A 26,726-nucleotide genomic window follows, 5' to 3' on the forward strand; every position below is an offset into this window, starting at 1 on the left:
GCTGGCGCATTGAGCAACTTTATTGCTAACTAAAAGGCTGTACCTTCCTTAATCCCTGCCGATAACGCCTGTATGCCCGAGATTATCGGGCCCCTCTCGGTTTTCACCGTCAAGGATTTGGCTATGGGTATATTAAAAAACTTCACGATTCGCGCCGTTATGCTGTGGATTCTCGGCCTGTTTTGCCTGCTGTGGTGCGCAGTGGGCTGGTTCAGCGTCCATTCGCTCGGCGAGCTCAGCAACGGCAATGATGTCGACCGCCATCTGGTCGCGCAGATGACCACCTTAAGCAAGGGTAACGACCAGTATTTCCGCGTCATTACGCGCCTGTCGCGCGTGATGGAGATGAAAGCCGGCGGCGCGCAGCCAGCTGACGCCGACTGGAAGCCGGTACAGCAGGCGCTGGACAATATGACCCAGCAGCTGGCGCAGTTTAAGCAGATGGCGCCCGGCCCGATGAAGCCGCAGATCGTAGACCAGACCATCGCCAGCTGGCAAAAGCTGCTCGACGAGGGCGTGACGCCGCAGCTGGAGAAGGCGCGCCAGGGGTCGCTTGAGGTCTATCGTCAGCACGCCAGTACGGTGACGCCCGCGCTGAGCCGCGCCTTTGGTGCCAGCGCCGAAGCCTTTAACCAGGCGGCGGCGATTAAGCTCGATCAGACCCGCGTTAACGTCGATCGCCTGACCGTGCTGACCAAAATCACGCTGATGGCGGCGGTGTTCGCCGGCCTGCTGATCCTGCTGTTTACCGATCGCTATCTGGTCACCATGCTGGTTAAGCCGCTGGACCGTATCCGCGAGCATTTCGCCGTGATCGCCACTGGCGATCTAAGCCAGCCGGTCACGCCGTTCGGCCGCAACTGCGTCGGCAAACTGGTGCCGCTGCTGAGCGCCATGCAGGATAGCCTGCGCGAAGCGGTAAGCGCCATTCGCAGCGGCACTGAGAACATTTCCCGCGGCGCGGCGGAGATTTCGGCAGGCAACAACGATCTCTCTTCCCGCACCGAAGAGCAGGCGGCGGCGCTGGAGCAGACCGCTGCCAGCATGGAGCAGCTGACCGCGACGGTAAAATTCAACGCCGACAACGCCCGCCAGGCCAGCAGGCTGGCGGAAACCGCCTCGTCGACCGCGCAGCAGGGCGGCCAGCTGGTGAGCGAAGTGGTCTCTACCATGAACGGCATCTCCGGCAGCTCGAAAAAGATCGCCGAGATCACCAGCGTCATTAACGGCATCGCCTTCCAGACCAATATTCTGGCGCTGAACGCGGCAGTGGAAGCGGCGCGTGCCGGCGAGCAGGGTCGCGGCTTCGCGGTGGTCGCCAGCGAGGTACGCAATCTGGCGCAGCGTAGCGCCGCCGCGGCGAAAGAGATCGCCGCGCTGATTGAGGATTCGGTGCAGCGCGTCGACAAGGGCGCGGCGCTGGTGGGCAATACCGGCAACACCATGCACCATATTCTTAAGTCGGTGCAGGACGTGGACGCCATCATGAAGCAGATCGCCGCCGCGTCGGAAGAGCAGAGCAAAGGCATTTCGCAGGTAGGCGTCGCCGTCACCGAAATGGACAGCGTTACGCAGCAGAACGCCTCGCTGGTGGAAGAGGTCTCCGCCGCCGCTGCCGCGCTGGCGCGTCAGACCGAATCGCTGGAAGCCTCCGTCTCCCGTTTCCGCCTCTCGTCGCAGGAGCCGCTGGCCAGCGCGCCGGCACGCAACAGCCGTCCGATCCCGACCGCCGGCGTCACGCCGCGTCCTAAAGAGGAGTCAAGCGCCGACTGGGTCACCTTTTAAGCGCGTGACAGCCACGCCGCCAGATCCGCAAGGTAAGGCGGCGCTTCCCTGACCGGGCGCTGCAGCAGACTGTAGGCCGCCCCGGTTTTCACCCGGCTGGCGAACGGCGCAATCAGACGCCCGTTCGCCAGATCGCTCTCCACCAGATTGATATCCGCCACCGTTACGCCAAACCCCTGTATCGCCGCGCTGATCGCCAGATCCATGGTGCTGAAGTGTTGGTTGCGCGCCATCGTCAGCCTGGTGTTCTGGGCGCTCAGCCACAGCTGCCAGTCGCGGGAATCGCCGGTGGGGTGCAGAAAGGTCATGGAGGCCAGCGCCTCGGGCGAGGCGGGCGGCGCGGCGTCGGCCGCCATCACCGGCGTAATCGCCTCGTCAAACAGGTGGATCGCCCCAGGCGGCGGCGTGCCGTACAGAATAGCGGCGTCGAACCCCTCCAGCTGCGCGTGATGTTCCAGCGTGGTGGTCAGCGCGACGTGCAGCTCAGGCCGCTGCTGCTCCAGCGCCACCAGCCGCGGCACCAGCCAGCGCATGGCGCAGGTCGGCGCCTTAAGCCGGATCACCCCATGCTGGCGCATCGCCTTGTCCGTCGCGCCCGCTATCAGCTCGAACCCTTGACGCAGCTCCGGCAGCAGCGCCGCGCCCTGCGAGGTCAGGCGCAGACCGCGCGCGTGGCGCTCGAACAGCGTGAACCCCAGATAGTGTTCAAGGGTGGCGATTTTGCGGCTCACCGCGCCCTGGGTAATACAGAGTTCGCCCGCTGCCCGCGTCAGGTTGAGATGACGCGCGGTCACCAGGAAAGCGTGTATGGCGTTAAGCGGCAGAGAACGCGGCATCATCACTCCAGCTATGCAAATTAGTCATGGCTATTATGACAACAATTCGCTTGTCGGCTCAAGCGCCGGGTCGTTGAATAGATATCAACGAAATCGACATTTTTATGCAGCCGAGCAGGAGCCCGCCCGATGAAAAGCAGCGTTAACGTGACCTCGAAACTGCCCGACGTAGGCACCACCATATTCAGCGTTATCGGCCAGCTCTCCGCGCAGCACCAGGCGATTAACCTGTCGCAGGGCGCGCCCAATTTTCCGTGCGATCCGGCGCTGGTGGAAGCGGTCAGCCGCGCCATGCGTGAAGGCTATAACCAGTACGCGCCGATGACCGGCTGGCCCGCGCTGAAAGAGGCGCTGGCGGCGAAGGTCACGGCGCTCTATGGCCAGCACTACGATCCCGCGACCGAAGTGCTCATCAGCGGCAGCGCCAGCCAGGGCATCTATATGGCGATTACAGCGCTGGTGAACCCGGGCGACGAGGTGATTTTTTTCGAGCCCGCCTTCGACAGCTACGCGCCGGTGGTGCGTTTGCAGGGCGGCACGCCGGTTGGCCTGAAGCTGCAATTCCCTGACTACGCCATCGACTGGGAAGCGCTGCGCGCCGCGCTGACGCCGCGCACCCGCATGATCATTATCAACACGCCGCACAACCCGAGCGCGCAGGTGCTGACGTCTGCCGATCTGGCGCAGTTGGCGGCGCTGACGCGCGGCACCGATATCGTGGTGCTTTCTGATGAAGTCTACGAGCATATTCTGTTCGACGGTCGCGCCCACTGCGGCATGGCGACCCATCCGGAGCTGGCGCAGCGCAGCGTCATCGTCTCCTCTTTCGGCAAGACCTTTCACGTAACCGGCTGGCGCGTCGGCTACTGCCTTGCGCCGGCCGAGCTGATGGAGGAGCTGGTGAAAGTGCACCAGTTTATGATGTACGCCGCCGATACGCCGATGCAGATCGGATTTGCGCACTATCTGCAGCGCGCCGAGAACTATCTGTCGCTGTCGGCGTTCTATCAGCAGAAGCGCGATCGCCTGGTGACGCTGCTGCAGGATTCGCCCTTTAAACTGCTGCCGTGCGCCGGTTCGTTTTTTGTTTTGGCCAGCTACGGACATTTCAGTGACGAACCTGACAGCGAGATGGTAAAACGTCTTATCGTCGAACACGGCGTGGCAACCATTCCGCTTTCGGCGTTTTATATGGACGGCACCGACAACAACGTGATTCGTCTCTCTTTTGCAAAAGACGACGCCACCCTGCAGCGCGGCGCAGAAGCGCTCTGTCGGGTGAAGGGTTAATCTCAGGGGAAAACAAAATGAAAAAAATCAATGCGCTCTTTCTTGCGCTGGGCATGATGAGTTCAGTGCACGCGCTGGCAGCGGAAACGCTGCGTTATGGCCTTGAATCGCAGTATGCGCCGTTTGAGAGCCGCAATGCGCAGGGCGAGCTGGAAGGGTTCGATATCGAGCTGGGCAAGGCCATTTGCGCCACCGGCAATTTCAACTGTCAATGGGTAGAGAGCAGTTTCGACGCCTTGATCCCGGCGCTGCAGGCGAAGAAGTTTGACGCCATTAACTCGGCGATGAACATCACCGAGGCGCGGGCGAAAAGCATCGACTTCACGAAGCCGATCTACCGCATTCCAAGCATGCTGATCGTGAAAGAGGGCGAGAAGCTGCAGCCGACCGCTGAGGCGCTGAAAGGCAAGAATATCGGCGTGCTGCAGGGCTCGATTCAGGAGACCTACGCCAAGAAGCACTGGGAGCCCCAAGGCGTGACCGTGACCTCCTATCAGGATCAGAATCAGGTCTATAACGATATGGTCGCAGGCCGTCTGGACGGCACGCTGGTGATGTCTGCCGCCGGCCAGTCGGGCTTCCTCGATAAACCCCAGGGCAAAGGCTTTGTTTTTGCCGGCAAGGCGGTCGAGGACGACGCGATTCTCGGCTCCGGCATCGGTTTCGGCCTGCGTAAGGGCGATACGAAGCTGAAGCAGGAGCTGGATGCGGCGATTACCAAAATTCAGGATGACGGCACGGTGAAAAAGCTGGCGGCGAAATATTTCCCCGGCATTGACGTCAGCGCGACGAAATAGCAAAAAAGGCGGCCGAATGGCCGCCTTTTTTCTCACCTGCGCAGCCTTTAGCCCTGCGCCGCCAGTAAGCAAAGCCTTTCCGCCACCTGATAGGACTTCACAAAAGATGAAATCGGCAGAAACTCGAAGCGGGAATGAAAGTTGTGCGCGCCGGTAAAGAAGTTCGGCGTCAGCAGCCCTTTCGCCGACAGCGCCGCGCCGTCGGTGCCGCCGCGCATCGGGATCACCTTCGGTTCGATATCGAGATCCGCCAGCGCGGCGAAGATCAGATCGATCGCGCGACGATCCTCGCCCACGGCGTTGCTGATGTTGCTGTAGATGTCGCTGATACTGATGGCGACGCTGCCGGTTGGATAGCGCTGCGCAATCTCCGCCACGGCCTGCTGCAGCTGCGCTTTACGCGCGGCAAACTGCGCCAGATCGAAATCGCGAATCGAGGCCTTCAGCGTCGCCTGGCTGGCGCCCGCCTGCAGCTCGTTAAACCAGATATAGCCTTCACGACCCTCGGTATGTTCCGGGGTTTCCCGACGATCGAACAGGCTGATAAAGTCGTGCGCCATCAGCAGCGGATTAACCAGCCCCCCTTTGGCCGACATCGGATGCGCCGGCACCCCGGTAAAGGTGATCTCCGCCGACGCGCCGTTGAAGTTCTCATAGACCACTTCGCCCAGTTCGCAGCAGTCGATGGTCCAGGCGAAGTCGACGTTGAAGCGCTTTTCCAGATCGAGCGCCTTCGCGCCGCGCAGGCCAATCTCTTCGTCGGGCACAAAGGCCACCACGATATCGCCGTGATCGCCCTGCAAATTTTCCATCAGCGTCATCACCACCGTCACCGCGGCTTTATTGTCCGCGCCCAGCACGCTGGTGCCGTCGCTGAAAATAACCTCCTCGCCGAGATAGGGTGCGATCTCCGGGTGCGCGTCGCGACGCAGCCAGATATCTTCGCGCGCGTTGAGCAACAGATCTTCGCCTTGCCAGGTGAGGATCTGCGGATGAATATCGGGCGAGAGCCCTACATCAACCGTATCGATATGGGTGATAAACCCGATGCGCGGCGCACTGGGGCGGTTGCCGCGCTTCACCGCCGTCACCGTGGCGCAGTCGTCGATTTCCACTTTATCCAGCCCGAGGGCGGTCAGCTCCTGCGCCAGCAGCTGCGCCATGGCGTGCTGGCTCGGCGTGCTCGGCAAGGTGGCTGATGTCGCGTCGCTCTGGCTGCTGACCGCCAGGTAGCGAAAAAAACGTTGAGTTAACTGAGTTGCAAGGGCTGTCATCACCGATCCTTATTTGTCTGCCAACAGCGGGATTCGTTATGTTACGAAAACGTGGTATCCATAAAGCGTCTGGATCATTTAGGGAATCTGACCAACGGAAGTCAATAAAAAGTGAGGAAATGATGAAAGTGAAGATAGCGATGCTGGCGTTGCTGACCGCGACTCTGGCGCATAACGCCGGCGCGAAAACGCTGGTTTACTGCGCCGAAGGGTCGCCGGAAAACTTCAATCCGCAGCTCTACACCTCGGGGACCAGCGTGGACGCCAGCGCGGCACCGGTTTTCAACCGGCTGGTTGATTTCAAATATGGCACCACTGAACTGGTGCCGAGCCTGGCGGAAAGCTGGGAAATTAGCCCGGACGGCAAGGTCTACACCTTCCATCTGCGCAAAGGCGTTAAGTTTCAGAGCAATAAAGCCTTCAGGCCCAGCCGCGACTTCAACGCCGACGACGTTATCTTCTCTTTTATGCGTCAGATGGATAGCAAAAATCCCTATCACAACGTCTCTGGCGGCACCTACGCGAACTTCGACAGCCTCGAGTTAACCACCCTGATCAAGAGCATCGATCGCATCGACGACCACACCGTGCGCTTTACCCTGAATCATGCAGAGGCGCCTTTCCTCGCCGATCTCGCCTGGTATTTCGCTTCCATCCACTCCGCTGAATATGCTGACCAGATGCTAAAGGCGGGCACGCCGGAGAAGGTCGATATGGATCCCATCGGCACCGGGCCGTTCCAGCTGGTGCAGTATCAGAAAGACTCGCGCATTCTCTATAAAGCCTTTCCAGAGTACTGGGCGGGCAAGGCAAAGCTGGACCGCGTCGTGTTCAGCATTACGCCGGACGCCTCGGTGCGGCTTGCCAAGCTGGAGAAGGGCGAATGTCAGATCATGCCGTTCCCGAATCCCGCAGACCTGGAGAAAATGCGCAGCAATCCGGCGATCAACCTGATGCAAAAGGCGGGGCTGAATACCGGCTTCCTCGCGTTCAACACCACTAAAGCGCCGCTGGATAAGGTGGAAGTGCGACAGGCGCTGGCGATGGCGATCAACAAACCCGCCATTATCGACGCGATTTTCAAAGGCACCGGCACCGCGGCGAAGAACATTCTGCCGCCAGGCGTCTGGAGCGAAAACAGAGACCTTAAAGATTACAGCTACGATCCCGAGAAAGCTAAAGCGCTGCTACAGCAGGCGGGCATCAAGCCCGGCACGGAAATCGCGCTCTGGGCGATGCCGGTTTCGCGTCCCTATAACCCTAACGCGCGCCGTATGGCGGAGATGATTCAGGCGGACTGGGCGAAGGTCGGCATCAAGGCCTCTATCGTCACCTACGAATGGGGCGAGTATCTCAAGCGGGTGCGCAGCGGCGAGCATCAGGCGGCGCTGATGGGATGGACCACCGCCACGGGCGATCCCGATAACTTTTTCGGGCCGCTCTACAGCTGCAAATCGACCCAGGGCGGTTCCAACTCCTCGAAGTGGTGCTATCAGCCGTTTGAAAAGCTGATCGCCGAGGCGCGCGCCGAACCGGATCAGGGCAAGCGCACCGCGCTCTATCTGCAGGCGCAGCAGATCATGCATGACCAGATGCCCGCGGTGATGATTGCTCACTCGACCATCTTCGAGCCGGTGCGCAAAGAGGTGAGCGGCTACGATATCGATCCGTTCGGCAAGCACATCTTCTATCCGGTCGATATTAAAGAGTAATCAGGCCAGTCCGGCGGCGATCGCGCTGATACGCTGCTGGAGAAACGCGAGAAAGGGCGACAGCGCCGCGTTGCGCTGTCGCCCCGAGACGCGCTGTAGCTGCAGCGTGCGCTGGCTGAGCTGGTCAACGCCCATCTCGCGCAGCACCAGCTGCTGGGTTTGCGTTGCGTTAAACAGGGTAAAGGCGCTGCTGATGGTGATCGCCTCAGGGGTATTGAGCAGAAACTGGTAGAGCGTGGCGAAATAATCGCAGGTCAGCACCGGCTCAATCACGCAGCCGCGCATCTGACAGGCGAGATCGAACAGCTGCCGTACCGTGGTGTTCTGCTCCGGCAGCGCCATGGGATAGTGGCTGAGCGCTTCCAGCGTCACCGGCTGTTGCGCCAGCGGATGATCTTTCTGCATTGCCAGCAGCACCGGCGCGGGCCAGGAGCCGATGACTTCCACGCCGCGCTCTGGATGAAGGCTAAACTGCAGCGCCACGTCGCACTCCCCGGCGCGCACGCGTTCCGCTACGCTCTGTGCGCTCTCGACCTTTAGCGCGAAATAGACGCCGGGATTCAGCGCGCGAAACTCCGCCAGCAGGCCTGGCAGCAGGCTGAACGCCATGCCGTCGGTGCAGGCGACGCGAATAAGCGTGCGGCGGATCGCCTTCAGCCCCTTAATCTCCGCCAGCGCATACTCCATATCCAGCTGGCTTTGCCGTACCTGACGGGCAAAAATTTCTCCCGCCTCATTGAGCACCATGCCGCGCGCGTGACGATCGAACAGCGGCGCGCCCACCTGCGCCTCCAGCCGCTGGATCTGTCGGCTGATAGCGGAGACCGCCACAAACAGCTGCTCGCTGGCGGCGCTCAGCGAACCGCTGTTGGCCACGGCAAGGAAATAACGGATCTCACTGCTCAGCATCGTCTCTCCTCTGCACCCCAGCGGTGCATGCTTCTTTATCGGGCATTTTAGCGTTGCTTTTAAAGCAAGGCTATGTCGATAAATTGATAATTGTGGCAACGCCAGCCTTTTGGCAAAGATAGAGCAACACACAATAAAAAAAGACAGGGCAAACATGACGGAACAACAGGCAATCCAACAGGCGATGCGCTATTTCGACAGCGGAGAATTCCAGCGGCTTCTGGCGCGTCGTGTGGCGTGCGCCACCGAAAGTCAGCGGGCGGATCGCGACGGCGAGCTGAATCACTATTTGCAGCAGGAGATCGCGCCGCAGCTGGCGGCGCTCGGCTTTACGCTGCACCTTATCGACAATCCGGCAGCGGAGAATCCTCCCTTTCTGGTAGCGACGCGCATCGAGGATGAGGCGTTGCCGACGCTGCTGGTTTACGGACACGGCGACGTGGTGTTCGGCGACGATGAAAACTGGCGCGACGGCCTGAATCCCTGGCAACTGACCGAAGAGGGCGATCGCTGGTATGGCCGCGGCAGCGCGGATAATAAAGGCCAGCACTGCGTCAATCTGGCGGCGCTGGAGCAGGTTTACCAGGCGCGCGGCGGCCGTCTCGGCTTCAACTGCAAGATCATGTTCGAGATGGGCGAAGAGATCAGCTCGCCGGGCCTGGCCGAGCTGTGCCGCCAGCAGCAGGCGCTGCTGCGCGCCGATCTTTTTATCGCCTCCGACGGCCCGCGCGTCAGCGCGCCGCGGCCGACGCTGTTTCTCGGCTCACGCGGCGCGGCCAATTTTCGCCTCACCATCCGCGCGCGCGACAACGCCTATCACTCCGGCAACTGGGGCGGGCTGCTCAGCAATCCCGGTATCCAGCTGGCGAACGCCATCGCCTCGCTGGTCAACGCGCGCGGCGTACTGCAGGTCGAGGCGCTGAAGCCTGACTCGCTGAGCGCGGCGGTACGCGCCATCCTCAGCGATATCGAGGTGGGCGGCATGCCGGGCGATCCGGCGCTGGACGCCGGCTGGGGCGAACCGGGCCTGACGGCGGCGGAGCGCCTGTACGGCTGGAACACGCTGGAGGTGCTGGCCTTCGAGACCGGCAATCCGGCGCGCCCCATGAACGCGATCCCCGGCGAGGCGACCGCAGTATGCCAGCTGCGCTTTGTAGTGGGCACCGACTGGGAAAACCTGGTGGCGCACGTCGAGGCGCATCTGCGCGCCCACGGATTCGACTCTGTGCAGGTCGAGTTTTTGCGCGGCTCGCCCGCCACGCGTCTCGATCCGCAAAGCCCGCTGGTCGCCTGGGCGCTGGAGAGCCTGGCCGTCAGCAGCGGCAAAAAGCCCGCGCTGCTGCCGAACCTGGGCGGTTCTCTGCCGAACGAGGTCTTTTCGGAGATCCTCGGCCTGCCGACTCTGTGGGTGCCGCACTCCTATCCCGCCTGCGGCCAGCACGGCGTCAACGAGCATATGCTGAAGTCCGTGGCGCGCGAAGGCCTGCAGATCATGACGCGGCTGTTCTGGCAGCTGGGCGAAGAGGGCGAGGCGCTGCTGGCGCGGCAGCAGGCTTACCAGGGAGCGCGGGTATGAGCACGCTGACGCAAGCAGCAACGCAGGTTCAGGCGAAGCCGAGCCTGCACAAAACCCTGTTCGCCACCTGTATCGGCAACGCGCTGGAGTGGTTCGATATTGCGGTCTACGGCTTCTTCGCCAGCTATATCGCCCACGCCTTTTTCCCCACCAGCGATGCCTCCGTATCGCTGCTGTTAACGTTCGGCAGCTTTGGCGTCTCTTTTCTTATCCGCCCGCTCGGCGCGGTGGTGCTGGGCAACTACGCCGATCGCCACGGCCGCAAAAAGGCGCTGCTGCTCTCTATCAATCTGATGATGCTGGGCGGCGCGATCATCACCTTTATGCCGGAATACGGCACCATCGGGCTGGCGGCGCCGCTGCTGATCATGCTGGCGCGCTTGATTCAGGGCTTTTCGGCAGGCGGTGAGTTCGGCAGCTCGACGGCGTTTCTGGTGGAGCATTTCCCCGAGCGCAAAGCCTTTATCGCCAGCTGGCAGTTCGCGACGCAGGGCGCCAGCACGCTGATGGCCTCCGCCTTCGGTCTCGGGCTGACGCAGATCCTCAGCGAGGCGCAGATTCAGTCCTGGGGCTGGCGCATTCCTTTCGCCTTTGGTCTGTTGATCGGTCCGCTGGGGATCTATATCCGCCGCCACGTTCACGAGCCGGCCAGCTTTGCCCGGCAGGAGAAAAACGCGGCGCCGTTGAAGCAGCTGTTTGGCGGTCAGAAAGAGCTGATGCTGCTGGCGGTCGGGCTGATGGTGATCTCAACGGCGGTTAACTACATGCTGAACTATGTGCCGACCTACGCCACCAAAACGCTGCATCTGCCGGGCAGCGTCGCGTTTAGCGCTACGCTGCTGGCGGGGGCGATCCTCACCCTGGTGACGCCGCTGATGGGGCTGTGGGCCGAGCGCGTAGGGCGCGTGCCGCTGATGTGGGGTTCGCTGCTGCTGTTGCTGGTGACCATCTATCCCGCCTTCCGCTATATGGTGAATCACACTTCGGCGCTGACGCTGATGCTGCTGGTGGGCTGGATGGCGCTGCTGAAATCGATCTACTTTTCCACCGTGCCGTCCGTGATGGCGGATCTCTTTCCCTCCGGCACGCGCGCCAGCGGCATGGCGATCAGCTACAACGTCGCGGTGACGATATTCGGCGGCTTCGCGCCGCTGGTCTGCACGCTGCTGATAAACGCCACCGGCAGCAGTCTCGCACCGGGCTACTACCTGATGGCGGTATCGCTGCTGAGCGCCGCGGCGTTGCTGCGCAGCCTGTCGCGCGTAGCCTGAGCGCCGAGTGGCAGGCGGGTAAGCGGGTCCGATCGCAAAGGCGCAATACGCCTTCCCTGGCAGCTCGGCTCGCGCCCTCCCTGGCGCGAGACGCTTTGCTCTTCGGACCCGCTCACTCGCCCGGGCGCTCAGACCGCCCGGAAAGGGCGGTCTGAGCATTACAGCGAAAACTGCAGATAGGCGACGTGCGTCTGCAGATACTCTTCCAGCCCATGTCGACCGTCGGCGCCGCCGATGCCCGATTTGCGCCAGCCCGCATGGAACCCCTGCATCGCTTCGAAATTCTCGCGGTTGACGTAGGTTTCGCCGAACTTCAGCTTACGTAGCGCCACCATGGTGGTATTCAGATCCCGCGTATAGAGAGAGGAGGTGAGGCCGTACTCGCAGTCGTTGGCCAGCGCAATGGCCTCGTCCAGCGTTTTGAAGGTCATCACCGGCAGCACCGGCCCAAAGATCTCCTCGCGCATAATCTCCATATCCTGACGGACGTCAGCGATAATCGTCGGCTGAAAAAAGAAGCCTTTCTCACCGGCGCGCTTGCCGCCCAGCACCACCTTGCCGCCCGCCGCCACAGCGTCCGCCACTTTCTTCTCGACGCGCGCCAGCGCGGCGGCGTTAATCAGCGGCCCCATATCCAGATCGCGCTGCTCCGCCGGATCGCCGAAGGTTATCCCTTTGAACGCCTCGGTTAACGCGGTCATAAAGCGATCGTAAATGCCCTCCTGCACATAGACGCGCTCCGCGCAGTTGCATACCTGGCCGCTGTTGATCACGCGGGAGCTGACGATCGCCTTAACCGCTAGCTCGATGTCGGCATCGTCCATCACGATGGCGGGCGCCTTGCCGCCCAGCTCCAGCGACACTTTAGTCACGTTCTTCGCTGCTGCCGTCATGGTGGCGATGCCTGCGCCGACGCTGCCGGTCAGGCTGACCAGACCGACCTTCGCGTTTGCGGCCAGCTCCTGTCCAATCTCCGGGCCGTAGCCATAGACAAAGTTAATTACGCCCGGCGGCAAACCAATGTGATGAACGATCTCGGCAAAGATGCCGGCGTTAAGCGGCGTCAGTTCGCTAGGCTTAATCACGATGGTATTGCCGGTGATCAGCGCGGGCGCGGCTTTACGGGCGATTAAAAAGAAAGGGAAGTTCCACGGCAGAATTCCGGTGGTAACGCCGATCGCCTTTTTAAAGACGAAAATATTTTCATTGGGCCGATCGCTGTTGACGATCTCGCCTTCATAGCGGCGCGCCCATTCGGCCATATATTCCAGATAATCTGCGGTGAACAGCACCTCGGTCTGCGCCAGCCCCTGCGTTTTGCCGCCTTCGGCGACGATGGTGGCAGTAAGTTCCGGCTCGCGGTCGCGAATAGCGGCGGCCAGCTTGCGCAGCCAGCCGCCGCGCTCTACGGCGGGCAGCGCCTCCCATGCCGGCTGCGCGGCTTCGGCGGCGTCAATGGCGCGGCTGGCGTCCTGCGCACAGCCTTCAGGTATGCGAGCCAGCAGCGCTTCGGTGGCGGGGTTAATCACCTCAATCCAGCTGTCTGCGCTGTGCGCGACAAACTCGCCGTTAATGTAATGTTTGAGTTCTGTTGTCATCTGCCGAATCTCCGATGTCGGGTACGTTAATAAAATGTTTTATAAATGCAGCGTGAAACAAAATAGAAGAGGACACCTTAGTCTGATTGCCACAGGCGGCGCGGCGCTGGCAAACAGACGCAGATTGGAACGATGAGGGCGGCAAAAGGTTGTATTCAGCGGCGCTGGCCCGCATATCTTCTATACGTTGCGCAAAACGGAATTTGGGCCAACACTTTCAGGAGGCATGAGGAGGATGTTATGGCTAGCGGATGGGCGTCAGACGGCGCCGTTCAGGAACAGATCGAAAGTACGGTTAACGATGAGATTGCGCGCGTGCGCGGCACCATGAGCAAGGGTGAAAGCGCGGAGTTTTGCGACGAGTGCGGCGAGCCGATCCCGCAGGCGCGCCGTGAAGCAGTGCCGGGCGTGCGCTTCTGTCTGGCGTGTCAGCAGGAGCACGATAAAGAACTGAAGGGCAGCGCGCTCTTCAACCGCCGCGGCAGTAAGGACAGTCAGCTGCGATAGCTCAGGAGCCTGGCATGGCGAGTCCGCTGCCGATAAACCATGCCAGAAAGCCGACGCCAGCGACGATAATTGCGATCGGAAACAGAATACCCACTCTCATAGAAACCTCGTTATCTCCGCGTCAGGCGACCTGCATCACCGCGCGGTGCGTTTTCAGCATGCTAAATAGTTGAAACTGGGTGGCGTCGCTGACGTCGCGCAGCACTTCGCCTTTTTTATAGGTAATGCTGTGCACCTGGCCCAGCTGACGCCACACCACCAGCGCAGAGGCAATCAGCGCGCAGTTCTCTTCCGCCTGCTGGCACTCCAGCGTGGCGTACTGCGCCTCTTCCAGTCCATTAATAAAAATCTTAAGCGCGCTGGCGGGCAGGATGGCGCGCAGATCGTCCAGCATCACGCGACTCACCGCACGCGTTAAGAACAGCGTTAACCATTTACCCGTCATCTCAATTCCGGCCGTCGAAGATTTTCTACGTTTTATACGGCGTTAAGCGTCATTAGTGAAGCGATCTTTCTGTCGCTGCCAGGAACGAGAGAAAAGCGGCAGCCAGCTGATATATGTGCTGCGCGGCACAGCAATTTGCAAAAAAAACCTGAATAATAAGTCACTTAAAGGAGTGGTTCGCTGCTAGTCCGACAAAGTCGAAACTGTGATCCGCATAGGGAGTAACCGGCGAATATTGCCATTTCGGCTTTGCGATCGGCAGCCATCTAAAGGCTGAGGCGTTCAGGCGCGCCGTAGACTGCCTGCTAATCAGGAACCGGGTTTCCTGTAGGCCTCAACCTTATGCAAGGAATAACAATGAACAGTGCCATTATTGCAGGTATCTTCTGGCATCTCGTCGGAGCTGCCAGCGCCGCGTGCTTCTACGCGCCGTTTAAACAGGTGAAAAAGTGGTCATGGGAAACGATGTGGTCGATAGGTGGCTTTATGTCCTGGCTGATCCTGCCGTGGGCGGTAAGCGCCGTGCTGCTGCCGAACTTCTGGGCTTATTACGGCAGCTTTAGCTTCTCTCAGCTGCTGCCGGTGTTTCTGTTCGGCGCAATGTGGGGCATCGGCAATATTAACTACGGCCTGACCATGCGCTATCTCGGCATGTCGATGGGCATCGGCATCGCTATCGGCATTACGCTGGTGGTCGGCACCCTGATGACGCCGCTGATCCAGGGGCGCTTCGGCGAGCTGTTCGCCTCGACCGGCGGCCGTTTAACGCTGCTCGGAGTCGCCGTGGCGCTGGTGGGCGTCGCCATCGTTTCGCGTGCCGGTTTGCTGAAGGAGCGCGCGCTGGGGATCAATGCCGAGGAGTTCAACCTCAAGAAAGGGCTGGTGCTGGCGGTAATGTGCGGCATCTTTTCAGCAGGCATGTCGTTCGCGATGGATGCGGCTAAACCGATGCATGAAGCGGCGGCGCAGCTGGGTATCGATCCGCTCTACGTCGCGCTGCCAAGCTATGTGGTGATCATGGGCGGCGGGGCGCTGGTCAATCTGGCGTTCTGCTTTATCCGCCTGGCGATGAAGCCGGAACTGTCGCTGCGCCGGGATCTCTCCGTGGCGAAGCCGCTGCTGATCGCCAATATCGCCTTTGCGGTGCTGGGCGGCACCATGTGGTATCTGCAGTTTTTCTTTTACGCCTGGGGCCATGCCAGCATTCCGCCGCAATATGACTACGTCAGCTGGATGTTGCATATGAGCCTCTACGTGCTATGCGGCGGGCTGGTGGGTCTGCTGATGAAAGAGTGGAAGTCGGCCGGGCGTCGTCCGGTAGGCGTGCTCTCCATCGGCTGCGTGGTGATTATTATCGCCGCCAATATTGTCGGGCTTGGCATGGCCGCGTAAGTCTGCAGAAATAAAAAGCGACAGCTTCTGGTTGGAAAACAACGCGCCCGCACGGGCAAGAAGGCCCGAGGAGCAAAGCGTCTCGCAACAGGGATGTTGCAGGACGAGCCGGCATGGATGCCGCTCGGCTGACGCTTATATTAAGACGGCGTTCTGTCCTGCGCCGCACTTCCCGACCGCTGCGGCACAAACTGCTGGCGCCAGGCGCTGGGGGTTAAGCCAGTGTCGCGCGTAAACACCACCGAAAAATAGTTGCTGTCGTCGAAACCGCAGCGCGCCGCCACTTCACCGATCAGACAGTCCTGAGTGCGCAGCAGATGCTTCGCCTGACAGAGCTGTAGCTGACGCAGGTAATGGCCGACCGTCATGCCGGTCTGCTGACGAAACAGCTGCTTTAGCGCGCGCTCGTTCAGCGAATTCTGCTGACAAAACGTCGCCAGGTCGAAGGGACGCGCCACAGCGCCCTGCAGCGCCGACATCAGCAGATCGAGCTGTTCCCCCTCCGGCAGCGCCCAGGGGCGATCCGCCGCATAGCCGTGACGACGCAGGATCAACGCCAGCTGCAAAAAGAGCGCTTCCGTCAGCTGAATAGAGAGCGAATCGCTCTTACAGCTCTCGCGCTCCAGCTGGCTGATGACGCCGCGCGCCAGCGCCATGCCACGCGTGGTCAGCCGCCAGCAGCCCGGCGCGTCGACGCCCTGCGGCGGCAAGAGCTGCGTCCAGTCGAGAGCCAGACCGAAGCGATCGCGGCAGTAAAGAATATTATCCAGCACCAGATCGTTGACGCTGTCGTAGCTGTGGCAATCCTGGTCGCGGATATAGAAGACGTCGCCGCAGGTAATTAGCCAGGGGCGATCGTTAAGGATATGCAGGCCGTTGCCGCGCCAGACGATGACAATTTCGCTAAACTCATGCCGGTGAGGGGGAAAAGAGGGTTGCGGCATACGTTCAGCCACCGTAACCGGCAGGCCTGGGGCGGCAAAATAGTCGTCCCGACTCAGTATCAGCGTCATCGCTTGCTCCTTTTACATCATCTGCTGGCGCTCCGCTCGCGGGGCGCAGCCAAATTCACGCCGAAACAGGGTGGAGAAATGGTTGCTGTCGCCGAAGCCGCACTGAAAGGCGATATCGGTGATGCGCAGATCGCTGTGGCGCAGCAGGTGGCGCGCCTGCAGCAGACGCAGACGGTTCAGATAGCGCTGCGGCGTGCTGCCGGTCTGCTGCTTCATCTGACGGTGCAGCGTGCGCAGCGACAGCGAAAAGCGGTCAGCCAGCGCTTCCCACAAAATTTCTTCACTGTAGTGATCGTTAAGCCAGTCGAGCAGGCGGTGCAGGCGCGCCTCCTGATCCTGCGCCTGTTCGTTGCGGCACGCTTCGCGCAGCAAAACCAGCAGCTGCAAAAAGAGCTGCTCCTGTCGCGCCTGCTTCTCCAGCGACCAGCCATCATCCTGCCGCATCTTCGCCACCACATCCAGCGCCTGCGTCATGACTTTATGATTTATCCGCCAGTGCGAGGCGTAGCTGCCGTCTTGATCGTTCGGCAGCAGCGCCTGCAGTCCCGAGAGAAAGCGAAACGCGCCCGGGCTGCGGTAAAGCACGTTGGTCAGGCAGAGATTCTCCGTCTGTTCATACAGATGGCGATCGTGATCGCGCACGAAGCAGACGCAGCCGGCGCACAGCGTTTGCGGCTGTCCGTTGAAAACGTGAATCCCCGAACCCTGTTCCACCAGCACGATTTCATGAAAGTCGTGGTGATGTTCGGGAAACGCCTGCTGCGGCACCCGGGGTTCGATAGCGATGGCGTATCGCCCTGAGGGAAGAAATCGGCGCTGTGTAAAATCGTCATTGGAGCCTCGGTCGTTTAACAAAAGCGTAACCGAGTCTACTCAGCGCCCGCGCGGCTGACCTTGAATTTTCAACCGCGAAGCGCAGGAAATTCGCTTTTTTTTCAAGATATTCCCACCAGTTAAAAGAATTGAGGCGAAGCTCACATCCCGCGCCCTTACGCCTCTGTGATCTCTCTCACGAACTTCTTTGCAAACCTGCCAGCGGCGTTGCGGCGCTGGCAGTACGAGGAAGGTGGCGCGCGCTCAAGGTTCCTACTCTGTCAACATCATATCTAAGGAAGAACGGGCCATGAGTAAGCGAAATATCGTTGCGGTTGATTTGGGCGCATCCAGCGGACGCGTGATGCTCGCCCGGTGGGACGCCGCATCACAGCAAATCGATCTGCGCGAGGTGCGTCGTTTCGCCAGCCGTCGCGAACGTCGCGCCGGCTATGACTGCTGGGATCTCGATCATCTGGAGCGCGAAATCCGCGCCGGGCTGGCGCAGCTGGATGAGGAGAACATCGTGCCGGACAGCATCGGCATCGACACCTGGGGCGTCGATATGGTGCTGCTGGACAAAGCGGGCAACCGCGTCGGCGAAGCGGTGAGCTATCGCGACAAACGCACCCACGGCGTGATGGAGCAGGCGCTGCGCGAGTTGGGCAAAGAGGCGATCTACGCCCGCACCGGCATTCAGTTTCTGCCGTTCAATACGCTTTATCAGTTCCGCGCCCTGAGCCAGCAGCAGCCGGACTGGAAAGAGAGGGTCGCCCACGCGCTGATGATCCCCGACTATCTGCACTATCGCCTGACGGGTAAGCTTAACTGGGAGTACACCAACGCCACCACTACGCAGCTGCTGAATATCGACAGCGGCGAATGGGACGCCGAACTGCTTGACTGGGCGGGCGCGTCGCCCGCCTGGTTCGGCAAACCGACGTCGCCGGGCAATGTTATCGGCTGCTGGCAGAACGCCCGCGGCGTCGAGATCCCGGTTATCGCCGTCACCACCCACGACACCGCCAGCGCGGTGCTCGCCACGCCGCTAACCCAGGACAACGCGGCCTATCTCAGCTCCGGTACCTGGTCGCTGATGGGATTCGAAAGCCTGCTGCCTTACGCCTCCGCGAATGCGCTTAAAGCCAACATCACCAATGAGGGCGGCGCCGAAGGCTATCGCGTGCTGAAAAACATTATGGGTCTCTGGCTGCTGCAGCGGGTCTGCGCCGAGCTGCAAATCGACGATCTCTGCGCGCTGATCGCCGAGACGGCGAAAGAGCCGGCCTGTCGCGCGCTGATTAATCCCAACGACGCGCGCTTTATTAATCCCGACAGCATGGTCAACGAAATTCAGAACGCCTGCGCCGAACAGCATATGGCGGTGCCGCAGTCCGCCGCCGCGCTGGCGCGCTGTATTTTCGACAGCCTCGCGCTGCTCTACCGCCAGGTGATCGACGAGCTGGCCACGCTGCGCGGCGGCGCGTTTCGCCAGCTGCACGTGGTGGGCGGCGGCAGCCAGAACCAGTTTCTCAACCAGCTCTGCGCCGACGCCTGCGAAATCCCGGTGCTGGCCGGGCCGGTCGAAGCCTCGACGCTGGGCAACGTCGGCTGCCAGCTTATCGCCTTAGGCGAACTGACCGACGTGGCGGATTTACGCCGCTGCGTAGAAAACAACTTCCCTCTGAAGACATTTGAACCGCTGACCAACAGCGCCTTTCGTGCCTGCCAGGCACGCTTTTCGGCGCTGAGTCAGCCTGCTAAGGAACTCGCATATGACAAAGCTGATTGAGCAAGCCTTTGAGCTGGCTAAACAACGTTATGCCGATATCGGCGTGGATGTCGAACAGGCGATGGCGCGCCTGGATAGCGTCCCCGTCTCCATGCACTGCTGGCAGGGCGACGACGTGCGCGGCTTTGAGAATCCGCAGGGCGCGCTGACCGGCGGCATTCAGGCGACGGGCAATTATCCCGGCAAAGCGCGCAACGCCGCTGAGCTGCGCGCCGACCTGGAAAAAGCGATGTCGCTGATCCCAGGCCCCAAACGTCTGAACCTGCACGCCATTTATCTGGAGAGCGAGTCGCCGGTGGACCGCGACGCCATCGAGCCGAAGCACTTCGCTAACTGGGTGGAGTGGGCGAAGCAGCAGAAGCTGGGGCTCGATTTCAACCCGAGCTGCTTTTCGCATCCGCTGAGCGCCGACGGATTTACCCTGTCACACGCCGACAAGGCGATCCGTCAGTTCTGGATCGATCACTGCAAGGCGAGCCGTCGCGTATCAGCTTACTTCGGCGAGCAGCTCGGCACGCCGTCGGTGATGAATATCTGGGTGCCGGACGGCATGAAAGATCTCACCGTGGATCGGCTGGCGCCGCGTCAGCGGCTGCTGAGCGCGCTGGATGAGGTAATCGCCGAGAAGCTCAGCCCGCAGCACCATATCGACGCGGTCGAGAGCAAGCTGTTCGGCATCGGCGCGGAAAGCTACACCGTCGGCTCCAACGAGTTCTTTATGGGCTACGCCACCAGCCGCCAAACCGCGCTGACGCTGGACGCGGGCCACTTCCATCCGACCGAGGTGATCTCCGACAAGATCTCCACCGCCATGCTCTATGTGCCGCGCCTGCTGCTGCACGTCAGCCGTCCGGTGCGCTGGGACAGCGACCATGTGGTGCTGCTCGACGATGAAACCCAGGCGATCGCCAGCGAAATCGTGCGCCACCAGCTGTTCGACAAGGTGCATATCGGCCTCGACTTCTTCGACGCCTCGATTAACCGCATCGCCGCCTGGGTTATCGGCACGCGCAATACCAAGAAAGCGCTGCTGCGCGCGCTGCTGGAGCCGACCGAGCGCCTGCGTCAGAGCGAAGCCGCCGGGGATTACACCGCGCGTCTGGCGCTGCTGGAAGAGCAAAAATCGCTGCCGTGGCAGGCGGTATGGGAAGCCTGGTGCCTGCGCCACGACGTGCCCGCCGACGCCAGCTGGTTAAGCGATGTGCGTCACTATGAAAAACAAATTCTGAATCAACGTTAAGGGTTCACTATGCAAAGCATTCTTTCATCCTGGTTTGTACAGGGAATGGTTAAAGCAACCAGCGATATGTGGCTGAAGGGCTGGGACGAACGTAACGGCGGCAACGTGTCGCTGCGCTTGCTGGAAGAGGAAGTAAAGCCTTTCGCCGGCGACTTTTACGCCGAGCCGCGCTGCGTTGAGCTGACGAAACCGGCGCCTGAACTGGCCAACTGCTGGTTCCTCGTCACCGGATCGGGCAAGTTTTTTCGCAACGTACAGCTTGATCCCGCCGACTGCCTGGCGCTGCTGAAGGTCGACGAGCAAGGGCTCTCCTATAAAATTCACTGGGGGCTGAGCAACGGCGGACTGCCGACCTCCGAGCTGGCGGCGCACTTCCAGTCTCACAGCGTGCGCAAAGCGGTCTCCGGCGGCGCGGATCGCGTGATCATGCACTGTCACGCAACCAACTTTATGTCGCTGAGCTACGTGGTAGATCTCGATTCGGCACGCTTTACCCGTCTGCTGTGGGAAGGCAGCACCGAGTGTCTGGTGGTGTTCCCGGACGGCGTCGGCATTCTGCCTTGGATGGTGCCGGGAACCGATGAAATCGGTCAGGCGACAGCCGATCAGATGGCGTCTCACAGCATCGTGATGTGGCCGTTCCACGGCATTTTCGGCGCCGGCCCGACGCTGGATGAAACCTTCGGCCTGATCGACACCGCAGAGAAATCGTCCGAGGTGATCGTGAAGGTGCTGTCGATGGGCGGCATCCGCCAGAGCATTACCACCGAACAGCTGGTGGCGCTGGGCAAACGCTTCAACGTTAAGCCCTGGCAGGCGGCGCTCGACGCGGGGCCAGCCAATGCTTCGTAAAGCCTTTGTCATGCAGGTGAATGCTGACTGCCATCAGGAGTATGAGCGTCGCCACTCGCCCATCTGGCCGGAGCTGGCGGAAACGCTTAAGGCGCACGGCGCGCATAACTACGCTATCTGGCTGGACGCCGAACGGCATCTGCTGTTTGCCAGCGTGGAGATCGAGTCGGAAGAGCGCTGGAACGCGGTGGCGCAGACGGAAGTGTGCCAGCGCTGGTGGGCGTCGATGAAGGATCTCATGCCGAGCAATCCCGACAACAGTCCAGTTAGCCAGGTGTTAAAGCCGGTTTTCTTCCTCGAGTAAAGGTCGCAAACGAGCAGGGCGGGAATATTCCCGCCCTGATTACTTCATAGCGCAAAAATATTCAGCGCTGCTTCATGCACTGACCGGTGAGCGCCGGCCACATCGCCATCAGCGTATCGATAATGTTATCGAGATCCGCTTTCGGCGCGCCCTCGCGCGCGCGCACCGACATGCCCTGCAGCATACAGGCGAGATAGCGTGCCAGAGAGAGAATATCGACCTGCGCCGGAATATCGCCGCGCTGCTGACGGGCGGTGAGAAAATCCAGTAGCGTCTGCTGCTGCGCGTCGTGTTGCTGGCGCAGCATATGGGCGATCTCGCTCGATGACGAAGAGAGCGCGGTAGAGGTACAGATAAAGAAGCAGCCCGCCGGTGTATCGCAGTTGGTAAAGCAGGCCGCCGTAGCGCGAAACCAGTTTTCAATCGCTTCAGCAACCGATTTACTCTCATCCTGCAGCGCGGCGTTGCGTTCAGCGCTAAAGCGTTCGACATAGCGTTCCATCGCCGCGCGGAACAGGCCTTCTTTATTCTCGAACTCGGCGTAAAGCGTCGGCGCCTTAGCGCCGGTGGCGGCAACCAGATCGGAGAGAGAAGTGCCTTCATAACCATGGGTCCAGAACAGCGTCAGGGCTTTGTCCAGCGCCGCGTCCCGGTCGAAGGTTTTTGGCCGACCACGACATTTTTTCAGGACTTCATCATATTGCTGGCTCATAGATCCTCACGTCTGAAAAACACCCTATTAAATTACCGATCATTAAGAAAATATGCAAGCCAGCCTGCACGCCCGTAAAAGTGGGTTGGCATTTTGTGCGTTGCCGCCCGCTTTTCCCCCATATAGTTAAGTGAAAAAGGGCGCCGCAGCCCATACTCACGCCTCTTCCGCATTAAAATAACGATCGATAAAAAAATGTTGACGCAGAGTCGCTACATGCTCTACCATTTATTTAACGATCGTTAATTAATTTAACGACACCTTTTATCACACCCGAATATGAGAGCCGATATCATGAAAACCACCAAACTGACCCTGGCCGCTCTGGCCCTTACCACCCTGACTTTTGGCGCATTCGCAGCAGACCAGGTTGCCAGCGATCCGCTGCACCAGACCGCGGTAGGCACCATCTCCGCGCAGGGCGGCACTAACCTGGATTCACTGGAAGCGCAGCTGAACGCGAAAGCGGATGCTGCAGGCGCGAAATCTTTCCGAATCACCTCGACTTCCGGTCAGAACAACCTGCACGGCACCGCAGTGATTTATCAGTAAGTCAGCGGCGTCGGAGAGAAGGAGAGAGAGGATGAAAAGCGTGAAGTATGTCGTTATGGCAGCGCTGCTCAGCACGGTTTCCCTGGCCAGCGCGGCGGCGCAGCAGCTTGAGGCTGCGCCTTATTACCAGACAGAGGCCGCCGCGGTTAACGTCAGCGGCAGCGGCAGCCTGATTTCGCTGGAGCAGCAGCTGTCGGGAAAGCAGGACAACGTGCGCGTAAAGCCTTTTCCCATCGCTTCGACCTCTGGCGCGAGCAGGCTGTCTGGCACAGCCGCCAGCCTTAATTAAGGAAAAGGGCGTCGGAACAGAGTTTCGACGCCCTTTTTTTATCCGTTGCTGCGCAACTGCGGATATTTGCGGAAGATAGCGATACACCAGAACAGCGCGACCAGCCCCAGCAGCCCGCCAATATTACCCACGTCTCCCATGCTCAGATGCTCGCTGACCTGATTGCCCAGCAGCGCGCCCGCGCCGATGCCGATATTATAGATGCCTGACATCAGCGACATCGCCACATCGGTGGCATCCGGCGCCAGCGACAGTACGCGCACCTGCATCGCCAGGCCGATCATCATCATCGCCATACCCCATAGAATACAGAGCGTCGCAATCGCGGCCGGACGAACGGCGGCGAAAATCAGCAGCCCCATGCAAAGGGTGATAATCGCTATCGCGGCGATCAGCAGCGCAGAGGGAAACCTATTGCCCAGCGAGCTAAAGAGCACGCTGCCCAGGATCCCGGCGGAGCCGAACAGCAGCAGCAGCAGCGTGGTAAAGTTCTCATCCGCGTTCGCCACGAACTGCATAAACGGCTCGATATAGCTGTAGGCGGTGTAATGCGCGGTCACCACCAGCGTCACCAGCAGATACATGCTCACCAGCGCCGGTCGACGAAACAGCATCGGCACGCTGCTCAGCGAGCCGGTGTGTTCGCTCGGCAGACGCGGCAGAATACGCGCCAGCAGCACCATCAGCACCAGCGCCGAGGCGCCAATCATGCCGAAGGTGGTGCGCCAGCCCAGATATTGTCCCACCACGCGGCCAATCGGCACGCCCAGCACCATCGCCAGCGCGGTGCCGGTCGCCAGCATGCTTAACGCCTGAGTTTTTTTACCGGCAGGCGCGACGCGAATCGCCAGCGAGGCGGTGATCGACCAGAACACCGCATGCGCCAGCGCGATGCCGATGCGCGACAGCACCAGCGAGGCGAAGCTCCAGGCGAAGGTCGACAGCACATGGCTCACGATAAAGATCAGGAACAGCGCCGACAGCAGGATGCGCCGCTCGATATTGCGCGTCAGCAGCATCAGCGGCAGCGAAAGCAGCGCCACGACCCAGGCGTAGATGGTGAGCATAATGCCCACGTCGGCGCTTTTCATGCTGAAGCTGGCGCCGATATCGGAAAGCAGGCCGACAGGCACGAATTCGGTGGTATTGAAAACAAAGGCGGCGATAGCCAGCAGCACCACGCGTAGCCAGGCCGTTTTACGGGATACAGTAGTTGATTGCATGAAAATAAAATCAGTCAGAGCAGCGGCAAAAAGATGCGGTTTTCACATCCACGAAAGTGACTTGCGTCACAATTATTGACCATTGTGAGGGAATTGCACGGTAAGGGGAACGGTGAAACGCAGTTTTATTCCTGAAAGTTTTTTATCGCCCGGCCCGCGGGCGATAAACAAGGGTTATCAGCGCGGCGTTTTGCCCGGCATCATACGTTTCAACGTATTGTCCCTGAGAAAATAGTGATGAAAAAGCGCGCCCGCGGCATGCAGACCTATCAGCCAGTATCCCAGCGGTGCCAGCGTTTCATGCCAGTCAATCAGGCTGTCGGAGAGCTCGAAACTGGGTTCGCTCGCCACCGGCATCGGTATGCCGAACAGCCACCAGTCGCGCCCGCGCAGATAGCGCGAGGTGAGGCCAAGAATCGGCAGGGTGATAAACAGCGCATAGATCAGCGTATGCACCAGATGCGCCAGGCCGGTTTGCCAGCGGGCGATGGGTGGCGTGATGGGCGGCGTGCGATGACGCGTGCGCAAAAAAAGACGCGCCAGTATCAGCAGCAGGACGGTAAAGCCTGCGCTGAAGTGGGTAATAATCATTGCGTAGCCCTGCCACGAGCCGCGCTCGGCAAAGCCGCGCAGCTCGATAGTGGCGTAAGCCAGCGCCACCAGCAGAAAGGTCAGCCAGTGAAGGGCAATTTGTGAAGCGGCATATTTTTCGCGCATAGTTTGCTCAGGCATCAGGAAGAAGAGCTCTACCTTACTGGAAACAGAGGAGAAATCTTAACAAACTGGCGCAACGGCGCAACGCTTTGCTGACCTCCGCGGCGAGGCCAGCATAATCAGAGTCAGGCGATATGCTTTAGTGCCACGCTATTCTGAGTCCTCAGGTTTTTTTTTACCGGCAGCGGACAGCACGCTTCGCAACCCAGCGATCCGGGGTAATACTTGCGCGCCTGCTGAATCGCGGCGTTAGCGGTGTAAAAAGTGCCGAGAAACAGGCGGGATTCTAGCGGGGGAAGATACTGGCAGCCTGCGGCGTGCACCACATGGTTATCGTTATAGCCAGAAATTTTAGAAACGTAGTAGTAATGGCCCATTGGGACATCCTCATTGCTGTAAAAAAAAAGTACATTTATTGTTGGAGTGAGAGGGATTATAGCGAGGATTGGCGACTTTGTTTTTTATGGCCCTAATTAGTCAGCAGGCTCAGGGTCAACAGGCGAAAAAGGACGCAGCTGCGTCCTTTTTATTGAGCGCCGTGCGGCGTCAGAGCTGTTTTTGCTGCAAACGCCAGCCTGTCAGCAGGGCGAGCAGCAGCAGCGCGGAGATGAAGAGGGTAATGCCAGGCCAGCCGTAGCTGTGCCAGAACAGGCCGCCAAGCGTACCGGCAACGCTGGAGCCAACATAGTAGCTGAAAAGGTAGAGCGACGATGCCTGGCCCTTGGCGCGACGCGCGCGCGGGCCTATCCAGCCGCTGGCGACCGCGTGGGCAGCGAAGAAGCCGGCGGTAAACAGCATCATTCCGACGAAAATCCACCACACCGCGGTCAGCGCGGTCAGCAGCAGGCCCGCCAGCATCAGCGCCGTAGCGCCGAGCAGCACCGGACCGCGTCCCAGCTTCATCGTCAGCGCGCCCGCCTTCGGCGAACTCCAGGAGCCGGTCAGATAGACCACAGAGAGCAGGCCGACGACCGCCTGGCTGAGATGGTAAGGCGCGCCGAGCAGACGGTAGCCGATATAGTTGAACAGCGTGACGAAGGCGCCCATCAGCAGAAAGCCTTCGGCGAACAGCAGCGGCAGTCCAGCGTCGCGCCAGTGCAGGCGAAAGTTAATCATCAGGCTGCGCGGCTTCAGCGACGCCGGACGAAAATGGCGTGACGCAGGCAGAATGCGCCAGAACATCAGCGCAGAAGCGAGGGCGCAGCAGCCAATGGCCGCGATGGCGACGCGCCAGGAAAAGAAGTCGGTCAGCACGCCGCTCAGCAAGCGGCCGCTCATGCCGCCGATGGAGTTGCCGCTGATATAGAGTCCCATAGAAAAAGCGATAACGCTGGGATGGATCTCTTCGCTGAGGTAGGTCATGCCCACGGCGGCCACGCCGCTGAGCGAAAGGCCGGTAAGAGCGCGCATCAGCAAAATGCCCTGCCAGCTGTTCATGGTGGCGGAAATCAGGGTGCAAATTGCCGCCAGCATTAGCGCCGTCACCATCACGTTCTTGCGGCCCACGGCGTCGGAAAGCGGGCCGGTCACCAGCAGCCCCAGCGCCATCAGCCCGGTGGCGATCGAGAGTGAAATACTGCTCTCGGCGGGCGATACGCCGAACTGTGCCGACAGCACCGGCAGGATAGGCTGTACGCAGTAGAGCAGCGCGAAGGTTGCCAGACCGGCGGAAAAGAGCGCCAGGGTGACGCGCATAAACTGCGGCGTGCCGCGTTTGATCCATACGGATGATGCCGCGGGAGAGACCGCCGTCGAATCGGCTAACTCGCCGTCGTTGAGCGTAACCGCCTGAGAAGAGCGACGCACGTTGAATCCTCAGCTGGAAAGAGT

26 protein-coding genes and 1 pseudogene are annotated in these 26,726 nt (G+C 60.4%); 14 read left to right on the top strand and 13 right to left on the bottom strand.

Annotated features, from left to right (window positions below):
• Nucleotides 1–123 precede the first annotated feature (123 nt).
• On the top strand, nucleotides 124–1,785 hold the full coding sequence (locus JS46_RS01465) for a methyl-accepting chemotaxis protein (RefSeq protein WP_033747106.1): 1,662 nt from the start codon (nucleotides 124–126) through the stop codon (nucleotides 1,783–1,785).
• On the opposite strand, the gene JS46_RS01470 is transcribed toward JS46_RS01465, so the two are convergent.
• The gene (locus JS46_RS01470; protein WP_033747107.1) at nucleotides 1,782–2,624 is read right to left on the bottom strand and encodes a LysR substrate-binding domain-containing protein; all 843 of its coding nucleotides are present in this window, start codon (nucleotides 2,622–2,624) and stop codon (nucleotides 1,782–1,784) included. The genes JS46_RS01465 and JS46_RS01470 overlap by 4 nt on opposite strands.
• A 126-nt stretch (nucleotides 2,625–2,750) precedes the next feature.
• On the opposite strand from JS46_RS01470, the gene JS46_RS01475 reads away from it, so the two are divergent.
• Together JS46_RS01475 and JS46_RS01480 are read left to right on the top strand one after the other, a co-directional pair.
• Nucleotides 2,751–3,911 carry a methionine aminotransferase gene (locus JS46_RS01475; protein ID WP_033747110.1) on the top strand — a complete coding sequence of 387 codons (1,161 nt, stop codon included), beginning with the start codon at nucleotides 2,751–2,753 and terminating at the stop codon, nucleotides 3,909–3,911.
• Nucleotides 3,912–3,928: 17 nt separating this feature from the next.
• Nucleotides 3,929–4,708, top strand: coding sequence for a transporter substrate-binding domain-containing protein (locus JS46_RS01480; protein ID WP_033747113.1), 780 nt, complete (start codon nucleotides 3,929–3,931; stop codon nucleotides 4,706–4,708).
• A gap of 47 nt (nucleotides 4,709–4,755) precedes the next feature.
• On the opposite strand, the gene pepT is transcribed toward JS46_RS01480, so the two are convergent.
• The gene (gene pepT, locus JS46_RS01485; RefSeq protein ID WP_033747115.1) at nucleotides 4,756–5,982 is read right to left on the bottom strand and encodes a peptidase T; all 1,227 of its coding nucleotides are present in this window, start codon (nucleotides 5,980–5,982) and stop codon (nucleotides 4,756–4,758) included.
• Nucleotides 5,983–6,104: 122 nt separating this feature from the next.
• Between pepT and JS46_RS01490 the strand changes: the two genes are divergently transcribed.
• Nucleotides 6,105–7,694 carry an ABC transporter substrate-binding protein gene (locus JS46_RS01490; RefSeq protein WP_033747991.1) on the top strand — a complete coding sequence of 530 codons (1,590 nt, stop codon included), beginning with the start codon at nucleotides 6,105–6,107 and terminating at the stop codon, nucleotides 7,692–7,694.
• Here JS46_RS01490 and JS46_RS01495 read toward each other — a convergent pair whose 3' ends face one another.
• Complete coding sequence (locus JS46_RS01495; protein ID WP_033747118.1) at nucleotides 7,695–8,603, bottom strand: LysR family transcriptional regulator; 909 nt, start codon at nucleotides 8,601–8,603, stop codon at nucleotides 7,695–7,697.
• A gap of 154 nt (nucleotides 8,604–8,757) precedes the next feature.
• Between JS46_RS01495 and JS46_RS01500 the strand changes: the two genes are divergently transcribed.
• Nucleotides 8,758–10,179 (top strand): M20 family metallopeptidase, encoded by a 1,422-nt coding sequence (locus JS46_RS01500; RefSeq protein ID WP_033747121.1) that lies wholly within the window; start codon nucleotides 8,758–8,760, stop codon nucleotides 10,177–10,179.
• Nucleotides 10,176–11,450: an MFS transporter gene (locus tag JS46_RS01505; protein ID WP_033747123.1), complete on the top strand. Its 1,275-nt coding sequence runs from the start codon at nucleotides 10,176–10,178 to the stop codon at nucleotides 11,448–11,450. The genes JS46_RS01500 and JS46_RS01505 overlap by 4 nt, the downstream gene beginning before the upstream one ends.
• Before the next feature lie 158 nt (nucleotides 11,451–11,608).
• On the opposite strand, the gene aldA is transcribed toward JS46_RS01505, so the two are convergent.
• Entirely contained in the window at nucleotides 11,609–13,048 is a 1,440-nt protein-coding gene (gene aldA / locus JS46_RS01510; RefSeq protein WP_033747124.1) for an aldehyde dehydrogenase, read from the bottom strand.
• A 240-nt stretch (nucleotides 13,049–13,288) separates the two neighbouring features.
• Here aldA and JS46_RS01515 point away from each other — a divergent pair, with 240 nt between their 5' ends.
• A complete protein-coding gene (locus JS46_RS01515) occupies nucleotides 13,289–13,555 on the top strand; it encodes a DksA/TraR family C4-type zinc finger protein (protein ID WP_033747127.1) in 267 nt (88 codons plus the stop codon).
• Between the two features lies 1 nt (nucleotide 13,556).
• Here JS46_RS01515 and JS46_RS24015 read toward each other — a convergent pair whose 3' ends face one another.
• Both JS46_RS24015 and JS46_RS01520 read right to left on the bottom strand, forming a co-directional pair.
• Nucleotides 13,557–13,655 carry a YoaK family small membrane protein gene (locus JS46_RS24015; protein WP_143806249.1) on the bottom strand — a complete coding sequence of 33 codons (99 nt, stop codon included), beginning with the start codon at nucleotides 13,653–13,655 and terminating at the stop codon, nucleotides 13,557–13,559.
• A 21-nt stretch (nucleotides 13,656–13,676) separates the two neighbouring features.
• Nucleotides 13,677–14,000: a hypothetical protein gene (locus JS46_RS01520; protein WP_033747130.1), complete on the bottom strand. Its 324-nt coding sequence runs from the start codon at nucleotides 13,998–14,000 to the stop codon at nucleotides 13,677–13,679.
• Between the two features lie 357 nt (nucleotides 14,001–14,357).
• Between JS46_RS01520 and rhaT the strand changes: the two genes are divergently transcribed.
• A complete protein-coding gene (rhaT, locus tag JS46_RS01525) occupies nucleotides 14,358–15,392 on the top strand; it encodes an L-rhamnose/proton symporter RhaT (RefSeq protein WP_033747132.1) in 1,035 nt (344 codons plus the stop codon).
• 140 nt (nucleotides 15,393–15,532) lie between these two features.
• On the opposite strand, the gene rhaR is transcribed toward rhaT, so the two are convergent.
• Nucleotides 15,533–16,405 (bottom strand): HTH-type transcriptional activator RhaR, encoded by an 873-nt coding sequence (rhaR, locus tag JS46_RS01530; RefSeq protein ID WP_033747135.1) that lies wholly within the window; start codon nucleotides 16,403–16,405, stop codon nucleotides 15,533–15,535.
• A gap of 12 nt (nucleotides 16,406–16,417) precedes the next feature.
• A pseudogene (rhaS, locus tag JS46_RS22795) lies at nucleotides 16,418–17,238 on the bottom strand (HTH-type transcriptional activator RhaS).
• A 290-nt stretch (nucleotides 17,239–17,528) separates the two neighbouring features.
• Here rhaS and rhaB point away from each other — a divergent pair.
• Genes rhaB through rhaM form a run of 4 tightly spaced genes read left to right on the top strand, consistent with a single transcriptional unit; the run spans nucleotide 17,529 to nucleotide 21,406 of the window.
• Complete coding sequence (gene rhaB / locus JS46_RS01540) at nucleotides 17,529–19,010, top strand: rhamnulokinase (protein ID WP_033747138.1); 1,482 nt, start codon at nucleotides 17,529–17,531, stop codon at nucleotides 19,008–19,010.
• Complete coding sequence (locus tag JS46_RS01545) at nucleotides 18,994–20,250, top strand: L-rhamnose isomerase (RefSeq protein ID WP_033747141.1); 1,257 nt, start codon at nucleotides 18,994–18,996, stop codon at nucleotides 20,248–20,250. The genes rhaB and JS46_RS01545 overlap by 17 nt, the downstream gene beginning before the upstream one ends.
• 9 nt (nucleotides 20,251–20,259) lie before the next feature.
• Complete coding sequence (gene rhaD / locus JS46_RS01550) at nucleotides 20,260–21,102, top strand: rhamnulose-1-phosphate aldolase (protein WP_033747144.1); 843 nt, start codon at nucleotides 20,260–20,262, stop codon at nucleotides 21,100–21,102.
• Entirely contained in the window at nucleotides 21,092–21,406 is a 315-nt protein-coding gene (gene rhaM / locus JS46_RS01555; protein ID WP_033747146.1) for an L-rhamnose mutarotase, read from the top strand. The genes rhaD and rhaM overlap by 11 nt, the downstream gene beginning before the upstream one ends.
• Before the next feature lie 61 nt (nucleotides 21,407–21,467).
• On the opposite strand, the gene JS46_RS01560 is transcribed toward rhaM, so the two are convergent.
• The gene (locus JS46_RS01560; RefSeq protein WP_033747151.1) at nucleotides 21,468–22,118 is read right to left on the bottom strand and encodes a TetR/AcrR family transcriptional regulator; all 651 of its coding nucleotides are present in this window, start codon (nucleotides 22,116–22,118) and stop codon (nucleotides 21,468–21,470) included.
• Between the two features lie 294 nt (nucleotides 22,119–22,412).
• Here JS46_RS01560 and JS46_RS01565 point away from each other — a divergent pair, with 294 nt between their 5' ends.
• Entirely contained in the window at nucleotides 22,413–22,670 is a 258-nt protein-coding gene (locus JS46_RS01565; protein WP_033747153.1) for a DUF1471 domain-containing protein, read from the top strand.
• Nucleotides 22,671–22,701: 31 nt separating this feature from the next.
• Complete coding sequence (locus JS46_RS01570) at nucleotides 22,702–22,959, top strand: hypothetical protein (protein WP_033747155.1); 258 nt, start codon at nucleotides 22,702–22,704, stop codon at nucleotides 22,957–22,959.
• A gap of 38 nt (nucleotides 22,960–22,997) precedes the next feature.
• Here JS46_RS01570 and JS46_RS01575 read toward each other — a convergent pair whose 3' ends face one another.
• From JS46_RS01575 to JS46_RS01590, 4 genes are all read right to left on the bottom strand, one after another.
• Nucleotides 22,998–24,182 carry a sugar transporter gene (locus tag JS46_RS01575; protein ID WP_033747158.1) on the bottom strand — a complete coding sequence of 395 codons (1,185 nt, stop codon included), beginning with the start codon at nucleotides 24,180–24,182 and terminating at the stop codon, nucleotides 22,998–23,000.
• 177 nt (nucleotides 24,183–24,359) lie between these two features.
• Nucleotides 24,360–24,899, bottom strand: coding sequence for a cytochrome b561 (cybB, locus tag JS46_RS01580; RefSeq protein ID WP_033747160.1), 540 nt, complete (start codon nucleotides 24,897–24,899; stop codon nucleotides 24,360–24,362).
• A gap of 122 nt (nucleotides 24,900–25,021) precedes the next feature.
• Complete coding sequence (locus JS46_RS01585) at nucleotides 25,022–25,273, bottom strand: hypothetical protein (RefSeq protein ID WP_033747162.1); 252 nt, start codon at nucleotides 25,271–25,273, stop codon at nucleotides 25,022–25,024.
• Between the two features lie 169 nt (nucleotides 25,274–25,442).
• Nucleotides 25,443–26,702 (bottom strand): MFS transporter, encoded by a 1,260-nt coding sequence (locus tag JS46_RS01590; RefSeq protein WP_033747164.1) that lies wholly within the window; start codon nucleotides 26,700–26,702, stop codon nucleotides 25,443–25,445.
• Nucleotides 26,703–26,726: the final 24 nt, after the last annotated feature.

It is taken from the genome of Pantoea sp. NGS-ED-1003 (assembly GCF_000738765.1).
Taxonomy (GTDB): domain Bacteria; phylum Pseudomonadota; class Gammaproteobacteria; order Enterobacterales; family Enterobacteriaceae; genus Pantoea; species Pantoea septica.

Excerpts from the sequence above, each read along its gene's own strand:
- JS46_RS01465 (WP_033747106.1), top strand. The coding sequence starts at position 124 with ATGGGTATATTAAAAAACTTCACGATTCGCGCCGTTATGCTGTGGATT.
- JS46_RS01470 (WP_033747107.1), bottom strand. The coding sequence starts at position 2,624 with ATGATGCCGCGTTCTCTGCCGCTTAACGCCATACACGCTTTCCTGGTG.
- JS46_RS01475 (WP_033747110.1), top strand. The coding sequence starts at position 2,751 with ATGAAAAGCAGCGTTAACGTGACCTCGAAACTGCCCGACGTAGGCACC.
- JS46_RS01480 (WP_033747113.1), top strand. The coding sequence starts at position 3,929 with ATGAAAAAAATCAATGCGCTCTTTCTTGCGCTGGGCATGATGAGTTCA.
- pepT (WP_033747115.1), bottom strand. The coding sequence starts at position 5,982 with ATGACAGCCCTTGCAACTCAGTTAACTCAACGTTTTTTTCGCTACCTG.
- JS46_RS01490 (WP_033747991.1), top strand. The coding sequence starts at position 6,105 with ATGAAAGTGAAGATAGCGATGCTGGCGTTGCTGACCGCGACTCTGGCG.
- JS46_RS01495 (WP_033747118.1), bottom strand. The coding sequence starts at position 8,603 with ATGCTGAGCAGTGAGATCCGTTATTTCCTTGCCGTGGCCAACAGCGGT.
- JS46_RS01500 (WP_033747121.1), top strand. The coding sequence starts at position 8,758 with ATGACGGAACAACAGGCAATCCAACAGGCGATGCGCTATTTCGACAGC.
- JS46_RS01505 (WP_033747123.1), top strand. The coding sequence starts at position 10,176 with ATGAGCACGCTGACGCAAGCAGCAACGCAGGTTCAGGCGAAGCCGAGC.
- aldA (WP_033747124.1), bottom strand. The coding sequence starts at position 13,048 with ATGACAACAGAACTCAAACATTACATTAACGGCGAGTTTGTCGCGCAC.
- JS46_RS01515 (WP_033747127.1), top strand. The coding sequence starts at position 13,289 with ATGGCTAGCGGATGGGCGTCAGACGGCGCCGTTCAGGAACAGATCGAA.
- JS46_RS24015 (WP_143806249.1), bottom strand. The coding sequence starts at position 13,655 with ATGAGAGTGGGTATTCTGTTTCCGATCGCAATTATCGTCGCTGGCGTC.
- JS46_RS01520 (WP_033747130.1), bottom strand. The coding sequence starts at position 14,000 with ATGACGGGTAAATGGTTAACGCTGTTCTTAACGCGTGCGGTGAGTCGC.
- rhaT (WP_033747132.1), top strand. The coding sequence starts at position 14,358 with ATGAACAGTGCCATTATTGCAGGTATCTTCTGGCATCTCGTCGGAGCT.
- rhaR (WP_033747135.1), bottom strand. The coding sequence starts at position 16,405 with ATGACGCTGATACTGAGTCGGGACGACTATTTTGCCGCCCCAGGCCTG.
- rhaB (WP_033747138.1), top strand. The coding sequence starts at position 17,529 with ATGAGTAAGCGAAATATCGTTGCGGTTGATTTGGGCGCATCCAGCGGA.
- JS46_RS01545 (WP_033747141.1), top strand. The coding sequence starts at position 18,994 with ATGACAAAGCTGATTGAGCAAGCCTTTGAGCTGGCTAAACAACGTTAT.
- rhaD (WP_033747144.1), top strand. The coding sequence starts at position 20,260 with ATGCAAAGCATTCTTTCATCCTGGTTTGTACAGGGAATGGTTAAAGCA.
- rhaM (WP_033747146.1), top strand. The coding sequence starts at position 21,092 with ATGCTTCGTAAAGCCTTTGTCATGCAGGTGAATGCTGACTGCCATCAG.
- JS46_RS01560 (WP_033747151.1), bottom strand. The coding sequence starts at position 22,118 with ATGAGCCAGCAATATGATGAAGTCCTGAAAAAATGTCGTGGTCGGCCA.
- JS46_RS01565 (WP_033747153.1), top strand. The coding sequence starts at position 22,413 with ATGAAAACCACCAAACTGACCCTGGCCGCTCTGGCCCTTACCACCCTG.
- JS46_RS01570 (WP_033747155.1), top strand. The coding sequence starts at position 22,702 with ATGAAAAGCGTGAAGTATGTCGTTATGGCAGCGCTGCTCAGCACGGTT.
- JS46_RS01575 (WP_033747158.1), bottom strand. The coding sequence starts at position 24,182 with ATGCAATCAACTACTGTATCCCGTAAAACGGCCTGGCTACGCGTGGTG.
- cybB (WP_033747160.1), bottom strand. The coding sequence starts at position 24,899 with ATGCGCGAAAAATATGCCGCTTCACAAATTGCCCTTCACTGGCTGACC.
- JS46_RS01585 (WP_033747162.1), bottom strand. The coding sequence starts at position 25,273 with ATGGGCCATTACTACTACGTTTCTAAAATTTCTGGCTATAACGATAAC.